The organism is Micromonospora sp. NPDC049366, from assembly GCF_044466625.1.
In the GTDB taxonomy this organism is placed as follows: Bacteria; Actinomycetota; Actinomycetes; order Mycobacteriales; family Micromonosporaceae; genus Micromonospora.
The window spans coordinates 1-15,981 of sequence record NZ_JBITMV010000006.1; the positions used below are offsets into that span (position 1 = coordinate 1).

Here is a 15,981-nt window from a genome sequence, read left to right on the forward strand (position 1 = left end):
CAGCCAGACAAAAGCCCGACCAGTCCGGGGTATAAATCAATTTGGCACTGGCTTATCAAGCACCCTGTTGAGTTCTCAAAGAACAACCACACACCGATCAGCAACCCCGCACTGCGGGGCCCCTTTTCGGGGCAACCTCTCCAACCTACCCGACTCGAACTTCGTGGTCAACCTCGGTGAGGAGGTGATCAAGAGTTTGGTCGGACCCACGTCGACGCACGCCGATAATCGGCGGTCGTTGTTGTCGTGGGAAACCGCAGACCGGCCGATCGCCGCTTCGCGGCCATCCGCCCGGCTCCTGCCGGCTTCGAAACTCTACCCGGTCGGCTTCGCGATCGCAACCCCGGATTCCCCGGAGCGTGTCGCACCGCCCGTCTCAGTCTCGTCGGTGTCACCACCGCGATCCTGGCGCCCGTTGTCGGCCGGTTTGTCCGGCCTCCCGCGTGCAGAGAGAAAGTTACGCGGACAGCCCCCAGAAGGCAAATCAACGGTGATCATTGGCTTTCCGAAGGCGGCTCCACCGTTGGCTACAGGCCCGGGAGCTGGGCATATTCACGAGCGGCAGAGCCGCCGGCGCCCGCTTCCACTCACCGGGGTCCGCTCGTCCGTCCACTCACGCGACTCGGCGCCCCTCAAACGCACCCGCATGTCCGTCCACGCTCGTCCAGTCGGGACGGCTCATGAATCGGCGCCACCGCAGCAGAGCGGTGACCGCTCCCCAACCGGGGATGGCACAGCTCCAGGGGCCGGTTGTGGTGGCAACGGTCGGCGCACCCGCTGCGGGCGGTGGCCGGTGGCGAATCCTGCCGCGTCGCACGGCAGCGCACAGGGCTCGGGCGTGCCAGAGTGTCTGGCATGGATGACGACGCGCCGGCGGTACTCGTCGCCGAGGAGGCGCTGCTCGGGCTGCTCCAGCCGTTCTGGCAGCTGGTCATCGGCGCGTTCGTGCTCGTCGTCGTCGTGCTCTCGGTGGGTCGGCTCGCACGCCGCGGACGGTCCCGGATGACGACAGCCCTGCTGGTCACCGCCGCCGCGATCGCCGGCTTCGCGCTCGTGGGCGTGCTGCTGCAGGGCTGAGAGTCAGAGCTACTGGGAGTCAGAGCCGCCGGTTGGCCAGGCTGGGCAGCTCCGCGCGGATCGTCGCCAGCCGGTCCAGGTCCAGGTCCGCGTACGCGACCCCGGGCTCGTCCGGCATCTGGGCGACCACGGTCCCCCACGGGTCGACGACCATGCTGCGGCCGTAGCAGGTCCGCCCCGGCTCGTGGTCGCCGATCTGACCGGCGGCCAGGACGTAGCACTGGTTCTCGATCGCCCGGGCGCGCAACAACACCTCCCAGTGGTCGCGCCCGGTGTGCATCATGAACGCGGCCGGCACCACGAGCACCTGGGCGCCGCCCTCGGCGGCGAGCCGCCGGTAGAGCTCCGGGAAGCGCAGGTCGTAGCAGATCGACAGGCCGACCCGGACGCCCTCCACGCTCACCGTCACCGGCTGCTCCCCCGGGGCGACCGTCGCCGACTCCCGGTACGAGACCCGGCCGGGGATCTCCACGTCGTACAAGTGGATCTTGCGATAGCTGGCGGCGAGGGTGCCCGTGCGGTCGAAGACCAGCGAGGTGTTGAAGGTGTGCTGCGGGTCGGGGCCGACCTCGTGGAAGGACCCGGCGACGAGCCACATCCCCAGCCGGCGGGCGGCCGCCGCGAAGAACTGACCGACCTCCCCGTCGACGGGCTCCGGCTCCGGCATGCCCGCGCCCGGACCGAGGTAGTCGACGTACTCCGGGAGGACCGCGAGGTCCGCGCCGCCGGCGGCGGCACGTTCCAGCAGCGCCTCCGCGGCGGCGAGGTTCGCCTTGCGGTCATCGCGGGCGTTCAGCTGGCAGACGGCGACGCGCATGCTTCTCAGCGTACGGGGACAGCGGACGCCGGAACAGGGATGAGCGGCTGCCGTGCGCCGTGCCCCAGCGCGGCGATGCCGTAGGCCGGGGCACGGCGGGCGGCGGGTCAGGCCGACTTCTCCTCGCGGTCCCGCCGGGCACGGCGGCCCGTGAACTCGCGGGGCACGATGGTCGGGTTGACGTTCTCCAGGACGACCTCGCGGGTGATCAGCACCCGTGCGGCGTCAGGGTTGCTCGGCACCTCGTACATCACGGAGAGCAGGACCTCTTCCATGATCGCGCGGAGGCCGCGGGCGCCCGTGCCGCGCAGCATGGCCTGGTCGGCGATCGCCTCCAGCGCCGGCGGCTCGAACTCCAGCTCGACGCCGTCCAGCTCGAAGAGGCGCTGGTATTGCCGGACCAGCGCGTTGCGGGGCTCGGTGAGGATCCGGACCAACGCCTGACGGTCCAGGCTGCGCACGCTCGTGATCACCGGGAGCCGACCGATGAACTCGGGGATGAGCCCGAACTTGAGCATGTCCTCCGGCATCACCTGGCTGAAGATGTCGTCGGTGGAGCGCTCGGAGACGGCCCGGAGCCGGGCGCCGAAGCCGGTGCCGCCGTGCCCGGTGCGCGCCTCGATGATCTGATCCAGGCCGGCGAAGGCACCGCCGCAGATGAACAACACGTTCGTGGTGTCGATCTGGATGAACTCCTGGTGCGGGTGTTTCCGCCCGCCCTGCGGCGGCACGTTGGCCACCGTGCCTTCCAGCATCTTGAGCAGCGCCTGCTGGACACCCTCGCCGGACACGTCGCGTGTGATCGACGGGTTCTCCGACTTGCGGGCGATCTTGTCGACCTCGTCGATGTAGATGATGCCCGTCTCGGCGCGCTTGATGTCGTAGTCGGCGGCCTGGATGAGCTTGAGGAGGATGTTCTCCACGTCCTCGCCGACGTAGCCGGCCTCGGTGAGCGCCGTCGCATCGGCGATCGCGAACGGGACGTTCAGCATCCGGGCCAGCGTCTGCGCCAGGTGGGTCTTGCCGCACCCGGTGGGGCCGAGCAGCAGGATGTTGGACTTGGCCAGCTCGACGGCGTCGCCACCGGAGCCCGACCCGCCGGCCGTCTCGGCCTGGATCCGCTTGTAGTGGTTGTAGACCGCGACAGCGAGCGCCTTCTTGGCCTGGTCCTGCCCCACCACGTAGTTGTCGAGGAACTGGCAGATCTCCATCGGCTTGGGAAGCTCTTCCCACTTCACCTCGCCGGACTCGGCCAGCTCCTCTTCGATGATCTCGTTGCAGAGATCGATGCACTCGTCGCAGATGTAGACCCCGGGGCCCGCGATGAGCTTCTTGACCTGCTTCTGCGACTTGCCGCAGAAGGAGCACTTGAGTAGGTCGCCGCCGTCACCGATCCGTGCCACCTACGTTCTCCCTGCATCCACCGGCCGGGGACCCGGCCATGACCTGCGGCGGCTATGCCCCGCCCGTCTCGTTCACCACGCCGGTCCGACCCAGCGAAGCGGTACAGACCCGACGTTACCCGCTGCGAGAGCTTTCTCCGACCCCCAAAACGGGTGTGTCAGAGGTCGGCCGGGATCATCGCCCCGGCCGACCTCCGACCCGGCACTGCTCAGCTGGCCGCGTTGGCGGCCAGCAGACCCTTCTTGCGGCTGGTCAGGATCGTGTCGACCAGCCCGTACTCGCGGGACTCCTCGGCCGTCATGATCTTGTCGCGGTCGATGTCCTTGCGGACCTTCTCGACCGGCTGGTTGCAGTGGCGGGAGAGCATCTCCTCCAGCTGCGTCCGCATCCGCAGGATCTCCCGGGCCTGGATCTCGATGTCCGAGCCCTGCCCGTAGCCGCCCTCGGTGGCCGGCTGGTGGATGATGATCCGCGAGTTCGGCAGGGCCATCCGCTTGCCCGGCGTGCCGGCCGCGAGCAGCACCGCGGCCGCGCTCGCCGCCTGGCCCAGGCAGACCGTCTGGATGTCCGGCCGGACGTACTGCATGGTGTCGTAGATCGCCGTCATGGCGGTGAACGAACCACCCGGCGAGTTGATGTACATGATGATGTCGCGGTCCGGGTCGGTGCCCTCGAGCGTCAGCAGCTGGGCCATCACGTCGTTGGCCGACGCGTCGTCCACCTGCACGCCGAGGAAGATGATCCGGTCCTCGAAGAGCTTGTTGTACGGGTTCGACTCCTTGACCCCGTACGACGTGCGCTCGACGAACGACGGCAGCACGTAGCGGTTGTGCACGGCCGCGAACTGGGGCGGCAAACTCAGGTCAGTCATCGTCAGCTCCTCAGCTCAGGGTCCCGGCACCTTCCGGAACCTGGGTGGCTCCGGTGATGACCTTGTCGATGAAGCCGTAGTCCACGGCCTCCTGGGCGGTGAACCAACGGTCGCGGTCCGAGTCGGCCTCGATCTGGGTCGGCGACTGGCCGGTGTGGTGCGCCACCCGCTCCTGGAACATCCGCTTCGTGTAGAGCATCTGTTCCGCCTGGATCGCGATGTCGGCGGCCGTGCCGCCCACACCGCCCGACGGCTGGTGCATCATGATCCGCGCGTGCGGCAGGGCGTAACGCTTGCCCTTGGTGCCCGCGCAGAGCAGCAGCTGGCCCATGGAGGCCGCCATGCCCATCGCCACGGTGGACACGTCGTTGTCGATGAACTGCATCGTGTCGTAGATCGCCATGCCGGAGTAGACCGAGCCACCCGGCGAGTTGATCCAGAGGTTGATGTCGCGGTCCGGGTCCTCCGCGGCGAGCAGCAGCAGCTGCGCGCAGATGCGGTTGGCGACCTGGTCGGTCACCTCGCTGCCCAGGAAGATGATGCGCTCCTTGAGCAACCGGTTGTAGACCGAGTCGTCGAGGTTGCCAATGGTGTCGCCACCTCGGGCATCGATCGCCCGGAGCGGCTTCGCTGGGATGTGCATGTCGGTCATGGCAGCCCTTCGCTCTCCGTACCGTCCTACCCGACACTAACCGCTCGGCCGGGCGGCAGAGTCCCGGTCGTGACACTGTTCGCTTACAGCGCAGCCACCCTCGGGACGTACCCGGAAAAGGGTTTTGGCCGCCGTCAGCCGCGAGCGGCTGACGGCGGCCTCACCCTTCGAGGATCAGTGCTCGTGGTCGTGGTGGTGCTCGGCCTCGTTGGCGGCGCGCAGCGCGTCGAGGCTCACCTCGTTGCCGGCGGCGTCCTTGATCGTGATCCGCTCCATCACCGAGGCGAGCGCCTTGCCGCGCCGGACGTCACCGAAGACGGCGGGGGCGGAACCCGAGCGCACCAGCTGGTCGTAGTACTGCTGCGGGGCCATCCCGGCGCGCTGGGCGCGGTGCACGATCTCGTGGCCGAACTCGTCGTCCGAGACCTGGACGTCCTCGGCGTCGGCCAGGGTGTCCAGCAGCAGCTGGATCTTGACACCCTCGGTCGCCGCCTCGACCAGCTCGGCGTCGATCTGCTCCTCGGTCTTCTCCTCCGAGGCGAGGTAGTCCTCCAGGGTCGCGCCGATCCGCTCCAGCTGGTCGATCATGGCCTGCTTGCGGCTGTCGACCTCCTCGCGGACGACGCCCTCCGGCGCCGGCACCTCGGCGGCGGCGACCAGCTGCTCCAGGGCCTTGTCCCGGGCGGCGTAGATCTGCTCGACCTGCTTGCCGCGGGTGACCCGCTCGCGCAGGTCGTTGCGGAGCTCCTCCATGGTGTCGAACTCGCTCGCCATCTGGGCGAACTCGTCGTTGAGCTCCGGCAGCTCCTTCTCCTTGACCGTACGCACGGTCACGGCCACCTCGGCGTCCCGGCCGGCGAAGTCGCCGCCGACGAGCTGGGTGCTGAAGGTCGTGCTCTCGTTCGCGGCCAGGCCCACCACGGCCTCGTCCAGGCCCGGCAGGAGCTGCTTGCTTCCGACCTCGTGCGAGATGTTGCTAGCCGAGCCACCCGGCACGTCCTCGCCGTCGACGGTGGCGTTGAGGTCGATCTGGACGTAGTCGCCCTCCTGGGCGGCCCGCTCGACGGTCTTGAGGGTCGCGAACCGCTCCCGCAGGTTCTTGACCTGCTCGTCGATCTCGCTCTCGTCGATCTGCAGCTCGTCCACGGTCACCTCGACCGTCGACAGGTCAGGCAGGGTGATCTCCGGGCGGACGTCGACCTCGGCGGTGAAGTTGAGCGAGTCACCGTCGTTGAACTCGGTGATCTCGACCTCCGGACGACCGAGCGTCTTCAGGTCGTGCTCGCGGACCGCGGCGAGGATGTTCTGCGGGATGGCCTCCTGCACCGCCTCGTTGAGGACGGTGCCCCGGCCCACCCGCTGGTCGATGACGGCGGACGGCACCTTGCCCTTGCGGAAGCCGGGAACCTGGACCTGCTGCCCGATCTCCCGGTACGCCTTCCTGAGGCTCGGCTCGAGCTCGACGAACGGCACCTCGATGGCGAGCCGCACGCGCGTCGGGCTCAGAGTCTCGACGGTGCTCTTCACAGGCGTACTCCTTGACGGATCTCAGTTGAGTCTGGGCGTGATTCAGCCCATCGAGTGTAGGCGAGCCGACCGGGCGCTCCGGCAGCGCCCGGGAACCGCGCGGGAAACGGCGGCACCCGGGACGACCCGGCCGCGGACGACAGTCGGGGTGGCGGGATTTGAACCCACGGCCCCTCGCTCCCAAAGCGAGTGCGCTACCAAGCTGCGCCACACCCCGTGGCGACGAAGAGTGTATGCCGTCGCGCCCCGGCCCGGGCGACTGGCACGGCCAACCCGACACTTCGCGCCGCCCGAGCCCGATCACCGAGGCCACTCCCCCGCCCGCCACCACCCCTCCCCGCGCCGCCGGCCGCGAGGGCGGGTGGCGGGCGCACTTCCATGGGAATAGTGGTCTCCCCGCACTTCGGAGGGCACTATTTCCCTGCAAGTGCGCGGATCTTGGGCACCTTCCCGGCGTGGCGGGCCGGCACGCGGCTGCGCGGGGCACGACGGGACCGGGTACGCTGTCGGCGCGTCCAGGTCCGTCCCGGGCGCACGCGGGCGTAGCTCAATGGCAGAGCTTCAGTCTTCCAAACTGACGGTGCGGGTTCGATTCCCGTCGCCCGCTCCACCGGCCCCCGGCCCAGGTCAGAGGCGCTGTGGCCCGGTCCTGGACCGGTCGGGCACTCCGCCGCTTCGATCTTGCGGGCCATCCGTGGGCCATTACACGCTCGCTCCGGCGCTCGCCACTCCGAGCGCGCTACCGCTTCCCGGCACGTTCGGCTGCGTCCTCGAAGACCAGCAGGTGAGGGGACTGACCCCGATACCGGGGGATCTCAACGGGCAGGCCCGGCCGCAGCACCGGGGCGAGAGCGCCGAAGACGCGTGTCACGGCATCGTCGTGAAACTCCTCGAATCGCTCCGTGGCCTGAAGCCACAGTGCGCCACCGGCCAGGGCGTCCACCCGGCTGAAGGCACCCGTCTCCGTCACCGCCACTTGGCCGCCGAGTTGCGCGGCCAGCTCCTTCGGGACAATCGTCAACCACGAGTATCCCCGCAGGTACCGCCGGCACTCGGCCACCGTGTGCTCGGGCTCACGCTGCTCTGGAGGGTAGACACGGGGCGGCAAACAGTCCTCCAGCGCCGTCGCGCCGAGTCCGTGGCCATAGGAGATGTGGCCAAACCCTGGATCCCACCTCTCCGCGTAAGTGCGAAGCGTCTCCAGCCACCCCTGCTGCAACCGCAAGCTCTCGGCCGATCCGTCGAGCCCCTCGTCACTTTCCAGCACCGACAGCCGGAGCCACTGGGGCGAAACCGGATGACGGCGAACAACGAGCATCAGCAGTCGCTTGCCCCGGTGCCCCATCTCGTCGAAGACGCCGATATCAAGGACCGCCATGTCCGGGAGGTCGGCCAGTTCCTTCCTCAGCCAGGACAGCCCAGAAGCGGAGCAGTTGCGCTCCGCCATCTTCGCAGGAGCGGTGATCCCTCCGCGCGATACCGCGAGCACGCCGAAGAGGGAACCTGGCTCCCCCAGTCCCTTCGTGACACGGGCGGGGAGGGGTGCCAGCTGCTGCCGCTCGTCCGGCAGCAACCGCGCCGACACCCCGGCCAGCCACTCGTACGCCACCTCACTCAGGTCGCTAGCCGATCCGTCCACGTCCAGCTGGAGGTCTACCGGTAGTGGAGTCACGCCTATCACCATCCTTCGAAGCCGCGGCGGTGGTCGACGGGCGAGCAGACTACTGGCTCCGGCTGCCTAGCTGCGCTGGCCGCCCTTGCGCCGGATCTGCCGAACGATCCGCCGGTCCATGGCCGAGGCGATTTCGCGGTCCCGCTCGCTGGTCGCGTGCTGGTAGATCAATGCCGCCCGCATGCTCGCGTGCCCCATCCGCTGCATCAGCTCGCGAGTGCTCGCGCCAGAGGCTGCGGCGAGGGTGTTCCCGGTGTGCCGCAGGTCGTGGAAGTGGAAGCCGGGCAGCCCGAGCGCTGCGACCGTCCGGGGCCACTTGACCGCCCGGCCGAAGTTGCCGGATCGCAGGAGCGCGCCCTTATCGCCGGTGAAGACCAGGGCGTCTGCGTCGGAGGCGGTGAACTCGGCCAGATGCGCTCGCAGGGTCTCCACTGCGGCGGCGGGCAGGGCGACGACCCGGACCCCGGCGGCCGACTTGGGTGGCCCGAATTCCAGGTGACTCCGCAGCGCGGCGAGCTTGCGGGTGACGCGGACCGTGCCGGCGTCAAGGCGGCCCGCAAGCGGGCCGCGCCGGCCCGGCCCCGGCCTGCTGGCGACCTCCGGCCGGCATCGGCCGGGCCGGCCGGCCACGCTGGCGGACAGAATCAAGGGCATGAACGGCTGAGGCGGGACGATCGCCGCCGATACTGCTCTCCGTCGAGGTCGGGGCGATCGGCTGCCGCGCAGCAGAGCTGCTTGCCCCCGAACTCTCGTGGGCGCTGCCCGCGGTTCGACGACGATGACGACCAGGACGTGCCCATCCCCCAGGATGCCGGATCCTCTACGCCACCCGGCCGGCGTCAAGGGCGCTGCGCGTCGGCAAGCCGATGGCCTCCGGCCACCCTTGACCCCGACCGGGCGTCGCAGTGTTTGGCACCTATGCGGGGGATGGGAGCAGCGTGGCGGCGGTCTCGCGGATACCTGCGAGGAAATCCTTGGAGCCTCATTCGCCTTCCACGGTGAGGTGCGTGTCGCCCGGTTGCCACAAGGCCGTCTGAGCGGCCTTGAGTAGTTGGGCGCCCCACAGCTCCACAACGGGGTCATCGAGTCGGTCAGCCACGAAACGCAGCTCGTCGACCAGCGTTTGAATCATGGGTCGGTTCAGCCGGACTGGATCGGAACCTCCGAGCAGCGGCAACAGGTGCAACTCGTAGCCCTTCGCCACGTGTGACAAGCGCCAGAACACTCGCTCGGGCACGCAGAGGGCGTCGGCCGGGTTATCGCGGTAGACCTCCACGATCGGATCATTGACGTATGCGCCCTGATCGATCCGGTCAGCGTAGTCGCTCACCGTGGCATCGTCGCATTCCAAGACCAGACGTGCAGGCGCAGCCGGAGGCCGTGATGGCCATCCACGGGCCAGTAACCGTGGCGCACACCGGTCATGAGCGGGCACGAGCGGCATTCGGCTCTGCCGCCGGTCGCAGGCGTTTCGGACATCACGGCCGGTTGAGCACGCTCTTCCAAACTGACGGTGCGGGTTCGATTCCCGTCGCCCGCTCCACCCACGAAGGCCCAGGCGGACCGCATGATCGCGGCACCTGGGCCTTCGCCACGTGATCCACTCGAGGTCAGTGCAAGCGCGGTATCCGGCCGCCTCGGATACCCCGACTTCAAGGATCCGGAGTCGATCATGCTTGACCGGGCGTCGCCATGACCGCGGTCTACCCGCGGTCGAGGTCGGCGACCTCGCGTACGGACTCGGCGATGGCCCGGAAGTTGGCCGATCCGCCGCACCACGTCGTCGGGTCCGAACCGCAGCGCGATCCCGCCGAGCACCCGGTCGTCCTCGACGATCCACCGGAACGCGCACCTCGCTGTGCCGTCGCGCGGCTCCGACGCGGCGGCCAGCCGGCCCACCCAGGCCGCGAACCCGGCCGCTGACCGCGTGTCGTCGGACGGCCGCAGCCCGAACCCGTCCTCGTGCGTGCCGGGGCCCCACTCGGCGTGCGCCTCCCGCCAGGCTGCCAGGCTGCGTGGAGACGGACGGTCGGCGCGATCAGCTCAGGCATCGGGCGACCATAGCGGGCCGGGCCGGGCCGGGCCGGGCCGGTGGCGGTGGCGTTCAGGCGTGGTCGTTCGGCGCCGGGCCCGTGCCGATGCTCATCCGGTAGATCCAGACCGGGTAGTCGACCCGGCCGGTGCCGCCGGAGAGGCCCGGCGTCCGGTGCAGCTGCGCGGCGGGCAGCCACAGGTCACCGTCGCTGTCGATCCACATGGCGTCCACCCAGATCAGGCGCGGGTCGGCGACCAGCGTCGCGACCTCACGATCCGGGGAGATGGTGAGGACCCGTCGGCACTCGACGTCGCTGAGGTAGATCGTGCCCGCCGCGTCGATGGCGGTGCCGCCGGTCGTCGGCGTTTCCAACCAGCGTTCGACGTGCGCGGCCACCGTCTCCGGCGCGACCGTCGAGTCGTCGAGCCAGCGCGTCTCGACGCGGGACAGCCCGCCCGAGGCCGGCTGGTAGTACAGGTACCGCCCGTCCGGCGACACCTCCAACTGGTCGGCGTGCAGGACGATCTCGGCGCCGTCCGGGTCGTGCAGCACCTCGCCGTCGGCCATCAGCCGCGCGCCGACCGTGCTCGGATGGCCGTCGAGCACCCGGCGGGCCTGGCCAGACGTCAAGTCGAGCACGATCAGCCCCGGCGCGCCGGCGTCGGTCAGGTAGGCCGTGTCGCCGTTGAACCGCACGTCGTCGAGGTAGCTGGTCTCCCGCACCGCCGCGCCGAGGTCGTGGATCCGGGTCACCTCGCCCGAGCCCGGGTCGACGACGATCAGCCGGGCGCCGCCGGGCACCTGCGGCCGGCCCAGCTCCGGCGCGCCCGAGTCGATGATCCACAGCTGTCCGTCCGGGCCGGTGCGTAGGCCGTTGACGTGCACGTACGTCCCGTCCGGCGAAGGGTCGTCGCGGACGGCGTTCCAGGCGGTGTCCGGCCAGGGTCTCCGCCGCCCGTCGGGCAACGCCTCGGCGACCTGCACACCGGGCTCGTCCGCGCCGGGGAAGCTCACGAAGATGCGCCCGTCGACGGTGGTGACACCGGTGCAGATGCGATCGTTGGCGACGACCCGGGTCAGGCGCGGATCCTCCCGGCTGGGCAGGTCCGGCATCTGCGCCTCCTTCCGGCGGGGCCTCCGCGTTCCCTCTCCGCCCGCCACGAAACGCCGCCACGGCCCGACAGTCATCGATCCATGCGCCGAACTGGAGAACCGGTGACATCGAGTCCACCGGCAAGCGCTGACCCAACCTGCCGGCCGGCCCGTCGTCCTCGGGCCGCCAGCACCGTGATCGACTCGACTTTCCGGACGTCGGGGTGTCGGGGGGCGGCGGTCAGCCCGACTCCACGGAGGTCGGGCGGCCAACCCGGTCGCGCACCCGCAGCCGGGTGCCTGGCTGCGCGGATGAACCGTGGACCGCCGGGTAAGAAGCCGCATCCTGGTGGGAGAACGACCGGGGTCGCGGCATCCCGCGACCGGTACGCCGGCGGGCGACGCCGCCCGCCCGGCGTACCGCCCGGCCACCGTCGCCCGGTCACACCCGCTCAGCCCCGGGAGGCCGGGGAGTCGCAGCGGCCCGCGGCGGGGCGTCAGTTGTTGCTGATCCAGTTCCAGGCGGAGACGACCCACTCGGTCTGCTGGAGCCAGGCGACGCCCAGGCCGGCCAAAAACACGGCCGTGACCAGGTGGGCGCCGCGGGCGCTGCGGCGTACGCGGCCCATCTGCCGCTCGATGACGACCCGCCCGACGAGGCGGGACAGCGCGAAGAGGCCGACCGCCACCAGCAGGCTCAGCACGAAGATCAGGAAGGGCCCGGTCAGGTCACCCTCGCCGGAGATCGCCCAGATCCCCCAGCAGACGAAGGCGAACAACCCGCCCGCGGTGCTCCACTCGCCGCCGCGCTTCAACTGGGCGACGTGCCAGCTCAGCGGACGGCGCGGCGCCGGCGCGTCCGGCCAGCCGGTGCCGGTCGGCTCCTGGTCGACCGTGGGGAACGGCTCGGTGCGCCGCTCCCGTGGCTGCCCCACCTGGGCCACGCCCCGGCGGAACCCGTCCCGTTGCGGCGGCACCCCGACACCGGACTGTGGCACGCCCGCACCGGACTGCGGCGGCACCTCGACGGTGCGCTCCGCCCAGGGCTGCGTCTGGTCCGACATCTCGTTTCCTCCCCCTGCCGACGGCTCGATCCGGCAGCCGTCCGGAACCCGGCCCGGTCGGCGGGCCGCCCGGAACCGGCCCGATCCGGCGGCCGTCCCAGACCCGAGCGTAGCCACGGCGCAAACCGGTCGCCGACCCCACCGTGTCACCAACGCCGCGGACCGGGCCACGGCGAGCCGGCGGCCAGGGGGCGGCGGTACGGTCGGGGTATGGGCGACGCGGAGCGACGACGGCGGCGGATGCGGCATCCGGAGGGGGACGTCGCGGGACGGACCGAGGGCCCGTCGGCCAGCACCGCCGGGGTTCACGACGGGGAGCCGCCCCGCCGACGCGGCCCGGCCGGTGATGACCGGGACGGGGAGCGGGGGCTGCGCGGGCTGGTCGGATCGGGCTCCTCACAGGTCGGGCTGAGCGCCGCCCTGCGGGCCCGCGACGCGAGCCGGCCGACCGACGAGGACCTGGCGGAGGCCGAGGCGCGGGTGGTCGTCGTACGACGCAACTGGGTGCCGCGCGAGGAGCTGCCCCGCTCCCCGCGCTGAACACCCGGCGACGCGGAACTCCGCCCCGGTCAGGGCAGCGGCGGCAGCTCCCGGCTCTGCTCGTACTCGGCGACCTGGATGATCCGCCGCGCGTGCCGCTCGTTGCCGGAGAACGGCGTGCTGAGGAACACCTCGACGATCGCGGTCGCCTCGTCCAGGGTGTGCTGGCGGGCGCCGATCGCCACGATGTTCGCGTCGTTGTGCTCGCGGGCGAGCTGGGCCGTCTCGAGGCTCCAGGCCAGCGCCGCCCGCACCCCATCGATCTTGTTCGCGGCGATCTGCTCCCCGTTGCCGGAGCCGCCGATGACCACGCCGAGGCTGCCCTGGTCGGCCACCACCCGGGCACCCGTGTTCAGGCAGAAAGCCGGGTAGTCGTCGTCCGGGTCGAAGACGTGCGGACCGACGTCCACCACCTCGTGGTCGTGCTTGGCCAGGTAGTTGGCGAGGTGCACCTTCAACTCGTAGCCGGCGTGGTCGGATCCCAGGTAGACGCGCATACCGCGAAGTCTGTCAGGCCGCCGCCCGGTGTGCCGCTTCGGCCGCGTCACCGAGGTGATTTCGTCACAGCACCCGGACGGCGGGCCCGTCCGGTCAGCGGGTGAGTTCGGCGACGACCAGGCCGCCGCGCGCCTTCGGGGTGAACCAGGTGCTCTTGCGCGGCATCTTCTCCCGGGCCAGGTTCACCGCGACGAAGTCGTCCACGGTCACCGGGGCGATCAGGACGGCCAGCTCGGCCCGGCCGGCGTCGACCTCGCCGGTGAGCCAGCTCGCCGGGTAGTCACCGCCGACGTACGTGATGCGCTTGTCGCCCGGGTCGAGGCCGAGCGCGTCGCGCAGCAGCAGCCGCTCGACCAGGGCGTGGTCGAGGTTCTCCAGCCGGCCGCCGTCGACGGGGGGCAGCGTCACCGCGTACCCCTGGCCGGGGAGCCGGAGGTGGACGGTGCCACCGGTCGCCGGGACCTCCACCGGGCCGTCGATCGGGGTGATCCGCGCGCCGGCCGCGGCGAGCCGGTCGAGCAGGTCGGCGCCGGTCGTGGTCAGCTCGCTGACCAGCCGGTTGTAGGGCTGGATGGCGACCGAGGCGGGCGTGGTGACGACCGCCAGGAAGCGCGGCAGGTCGCCGGTCTGGGCGGCGAGGCTGCGGTGGTTGCCGTCGGCGACCACCAGCTCCCCGCCTCCGGCGAGCGCGGTCAGCTCGTCCTGCCGCGGGCCGGGGCCGACCAGCCAGATGGCGTGCGTACGCCCGGCCTGGTCGGTGTCGGTGGCCGCGGGTGCGCCGGCCGCCTCGACCGCGGCGGCGAGGGCCTCGTGCAGTTGCTCGCCCTGCCCGGTCTGGAGCAGCAGCACCGGTGAGAGCAGGTGCCCGAGGGCATCGGCCAGGGCGACCCGCTCGCGCACCTTGGCGATGAAGACGTCCTCGTTGCGGATCACCAGGCCGGGCTCGTCGGCCCGGGTGGAGATCTGGTCGGTGTCGACCATGGCGAAGAGGCCGTAGGCCGGCTCCTCCCCCGGCGCGCTGATCCGGTAGAGCACCACCACCTGCTCGGCGGGGGTGTAGCTGCCGTCGGCCTTGGCCTCGCCGAGGCGCGCCACCGCGTCGGGCAGGGCGTCGAGGAACGACTTCCCGAGGCTCTCCGGGGCCCGGTGCGGCATCTCGATGCCGAGGGCACTGTGCGGGTTCGCCTCGATGATCGCGGTGATCTCCGCGTCGTCGGCGAACTCGTCGTAGTTCTGCGCGCCGGTGCCGCCAGTGGTGATCCAGGCCCGGGCGATCGGATGCACGACCGTCATGCCCGCTGACGCTACCGTCGCCGCGGCTGACCGGGACGCGGACCCGGGCCGCCGTCCACCAGGTGAAAGCGACAACCGTCGCCCACCGGTGGCAGCGACGGCCCGGCGGCCGTCGCCACGATCAGCTGGTCCGTTCGGCCGGGCGGCGGTGTCGTCCGCTGGGCACCGGGCCGACGGCGGCCGGCGTCGGCGCCGGGGCGGGCCCGACGGCGGGGCTGGGCAGCGTGCGCCGGACCGGGGCGGCGACGGCACCGGGCGGGGTCAGCCGCGACGTGGGCGCCACCCGGGCCACCCCCACCACGATCGGCGGGGCGAGCAGGTCCGCGACGTCCGAGGGAAGGTCGGGCCGGAGGGTGGGCCAGCGGGAGTCGTCGACCGACCAGTACGCCGGTGTGTCGGCCGCCTCCTCCCGGGTCAGCGGATCGTCACCGGACACGAGGCGGTGCTTGGCCATCGGGATGCCTCCACGAGCTGCAGGTTGCGGTTTGCGAATCGCTGCGGCGGACATCCGGCAAAACGACATCGACAGCGCCCCGGTGACGGGCCCCGGCACGGTGTTAACAACGGTTGCCCCGGCCCCGGGACCCACCGGCGCCGGGGCCACCGCCCGGATCAGTCGAAGATCGGCCCCTGCTCGCGGGTCCGCTTCAGCTCGTAGAAGCCCGGGGTGCCGGCGACCAGCAGGACGCCGTCCCAGAGCCGTCCGGCGGCCTCCCCCTTCGGCGCCGGCGTGATCACCGGTCCGAAGAACGCGACAGGCTTGCCGTCCGGGCCGGGCGCGTGGATGACGGGGGTGCCGACGTCCTGCCCGACCGGCCGCATGCCCGCCTCGTGGCTGGCCCGCAGGGCCTCGTCGTACTCGGTGCTGTCGGCCGCGGCGGCGAGCGCCGGGTCCAGGCCGGCTTCGGTCAGCGCGGCGACGTACAGCTCCTGACCCCGCTCCTCCTTGCCGAGGTGGATCCGGGTGCCGAGCGCGGTGTAGAGCGGACGCAGGGCGTCCGTGCCGTAGCGCTGCTCTGCCGCGATGCAGATCCGGACCGGGCCCCAGGCGGTGCGGAGGAACTCCCGGTACTGCTCCGGTAGCTCGTCCCGGCCCTCGTTGAGCACGGCGAGACTCATCACGTGGAAACGGACATCCAGGTCACGGACCTGCTCGACCTCGAGCAGCCAGCGGGAGGCTATCCAGGCCCACGGGCAGGCCGGATCGAACCACATGTCGACGGTGACACGATCGGTCACGGTGCGGTCCCTTCACGACGGGTGACGCCGCGCCTGCGGCGCCTCACTCGAATCTTCACCCCCCGGACCATCGACCGACACCGGAGTGAGAGCGTGACCTCGGCCACCGCGGTGGCCCGGTGCATGGAAGACTCGGTGCCGGGCCGACCACGATCAGTGGCCGGCGGAGGCGCCACGGCGGCGTTACGAGAGTGGGATGG

16 protein-coding genes and 2 tRNA genes are annotated in these 15,981 nt (G+C 71.0%); 3 read left to right on the forward strand and 15 right to left on the reverse strand.

All coding sequences use genetic code 11. The features are described 5' to 3' along the window. Nucleotides 1-855: 855 nt before the first annotated feature. Nucleotides 856-1,077, forward strand: coding sequence for a hypothetical protein (locus ACIBTV_RS10680; protein ID WP_396703784.1), 222 nt, complete (start codon nucleotides 856-858; stop codon nucleotides 1,075-1,077). A 19-nt stretch (nucleotides 1,078-1,096) separates the two neighbouring features. Here the strand turns inward: ACIBTV_RS10680 and ACIBTV_RS10685 are convergent, their stop codons facing one another. The 6 genes from ACIBTV_RS10685 to ACIBTV_RS10710 form a co-directional block, all read right to left on the reverse strand. Next, the gene (locus tag ACIBTV_RS10685) at nucleotides 1,097-1,894 is read right to left on the reverse strand and encodes a carbon-nitrogen hydrolase family protein (RefSeq protein ID WP_396703785.1); all 798 of its coding nucleotides are present in this window, start codon (nucleotides 1,892-1,894) and stop codon (nucleotides 1,097-1,099) included. 107 nt (nucleotides 1,895-2,001) lie between these two features. Beyond that, a complete protein-coding gene (gene clpX, locus ACIBTV_RS10690) occupies nucleotides 2,002-3,297 on the reverse strand; it encodes an ATP-dependent Clp protease ATP-binding subunit ClpX (protein ID WP_091595844.1) in 1,296 nt (431 codons plus the stop codon). Nucleotides 3,298-3,506: 209 nt separating this feature from the next. Beyond that, on the reverse strand, nucleotides 3,507-4,169 hold the full coding sequence (locus ACIBTV_RS10695; RefSeq protein ID WP_396703786.1) for an ATP-dependent Clp protease proteolytic subunit: 663 nt from the start codon (nucleotides 4,167-4,169) through the stop codon (nucleotides 3,507-3,509). Nucleotides 4,170-4,179: 10 nt separating this feature from the next. Further along, nucleotides 4,180-4,821 (reverse strand): ATP-dependent Clp protease proteolytic subunit, encoded by a 642-nt coding sequence (locus ACIBTV_RS10700; protein WP_091595840.1) that lies wholly within the window; start codon nucleotides 4,819-4,821, stop codon nucleotides 4,180-4,182. 174 nt (nucleotides 4,822-4,995) lie between these two features. After that, nucleotides 4,996-6,348, reverse strand: a complete 1,353-nt coding sequence (gene tig / locus ACIBTV_RS10705; protein ID WP_396703787.1) for a trigger factor — start codon at nucleotides 6,346-6,348, stop codon at nucleotides 4,996-4,998. Between the two features lie 143 nt (nucleotides 6,349-6,491). Continuing rightward, nucleotides 6,492-6,565, reverse strand: a tRNA-Pro gene (locus ACIBTV_RS10710). A gap of 319 nt (nucleotides 6,566-6,884) precedes the next feature. Between ACIBTV_RS10710 and ACIBTV_RS10715 the strand changes: the two genes are divergently transcribed. Continuing rightward, nucleotides 6,885-6,958 (forward strand) — tRNA-Gly (locus ACIBTV_RS10715). A 129-nt stretch (nucleotides 6,959-7,087) separates the two neighbouring features. Here the strand turns inward: ACIBTV_RS10715 and ACIBTV_RS10720 are convergent. The 5 genes from ACIBTV_RS10720 to ACIBTV_RS10740 form a co-directional block, all read right to left on the reverse strand. Then, the gene (locus ACIBTV_RS10720) at nucleotides 7,088-8,020 is read right to left on the reverse strand and encodes a hypothetical protein (protein ID WP_396703788.1); all 933 of its coding nucleotides are present in this window, start codon (nucleotides 8,018-8,020) and stop codon (nucleotides 7,088-7,090) included. Nucleotides 8,021-8,086: 66 nt separating this feature from the next. After that, nucleotides 8,087-8,674, reverse strand: coding sequence for a tyrosine-type recombinase/integrase (locus ACIBTV_RS10725; protein WP_396703789.1), 588 nt, complete (start codon nucleotides 8,672-8,674; stop codon nucleotides 8,087-8,089). 328 nt (nucleotides 8,675-9,002) lie between these two features. Beyond that, entirely contained in the window at nucleotides 9,003-9,350 is a 348-nt protein-coding gene (locus tag ACIBTV_RS10730) for a hypothetical protein (RefSeq protein ID WP_396703790.1), read from the reverse strand. A 774-nt stretch (nucleotides 9,351-10,124) separates the two neighbouring features. Next, nucleotides 10,125-11,168 (reverse strand): L-dopachrome tautomerase-related protein, encoded by a 1,044-nt coding sequence (locus ACIBTV_RS10735; protein ID WP_396703791.1) that lies wholly within the window; start codon nucleotides 11,166-11,168, stop codon nucleotides 10,125-10,127. A 476-nt stretch (nucleotides 11,169-11,644) separates the two neighbouring features. Continuing rightward, nucleotides 11,645-12,211: a hypothetical protein gene (locus ACIBTV_RS10740; RefSeq protein WP_396703792.1), complete on the reverse strand. Its 567-nt coding sequence runs from the start codon at nucleotides 12,209-12,211 to the stop codon at nucleotides 11,645-11,647. A 210-nt stretch (nucleotides 12,212-12,421) separates the two neighbouring features. Here ACIBTV_RS10740 and ACIBTV_RS10745 point away from each other — a divergent pair, with 210 nt between their 5' ends. Then, entirely contained in the window at nucleotides 12,422-12,751 is a 330-nt protein-coding gene (locus ACIBTV_RS10745) for a hypothetical protein (RefSeq protein WP_396703793.1), read from the forward strand. Between the two features lie 29 nt (nucleotides 12,752-12,780). On the opposite strand, the gene ACIBTV_RS10750 is transcribed toward ACIBTV_RS10745, so the two are convergent. The 4 genes from ACIBTV_RS10750 to ACIBTV_RS10765 form a co-directional block, all read right to left on the reverse strand. Then, entirely contained in the window at nucleotides 12,781-13,248 is a 468-nt protein-coding gene (locus ACIBTV_RS10750) for a ribose-5-phosphate isomerase (RefSeq protein ID WP_396703794.1), read from the reverse strand. A 94-nt stretch (nucleotides 13,249-13,342) separates the two neighbouring features. Further along, entirely contained in the window at nucleotides 13,343-14,542 is a 1,200-nt protein-coding gene (locus ACIBTV_RS10755; RefSeq protein WP_396703795.1) for a DUF1015 family protein, read from the reverse strand. Nucleotides 14,543-14,663: 121 nt separating this feature from the next. Continuing rightward, entirely contained in the window at nucleotides 14,664-14,996 is a 333-nt protein-coding gene (locus ACIBTV_RS10760) for a hypothetical protein (protein WP_396703796.1), read from the reverse strand. A gap of 158 nt (nucleotides 14,997-15,154) precedes the next feature. Further along, nucleotides 15,155-15,757 (reverse strand): disulfide bond formation protein DsbA, encoded by a 603-nt coding sequence (locus tag ACIBTV_RS10765; RefSeq protein WP_396704011.1) that lies wholly within the window; start codon nucleotides 15,755-15,757, stop codon nucleotides 15,155-15,157. Nucleotides 15,758-15,981 lie beyond the last annotated feature (224 nt).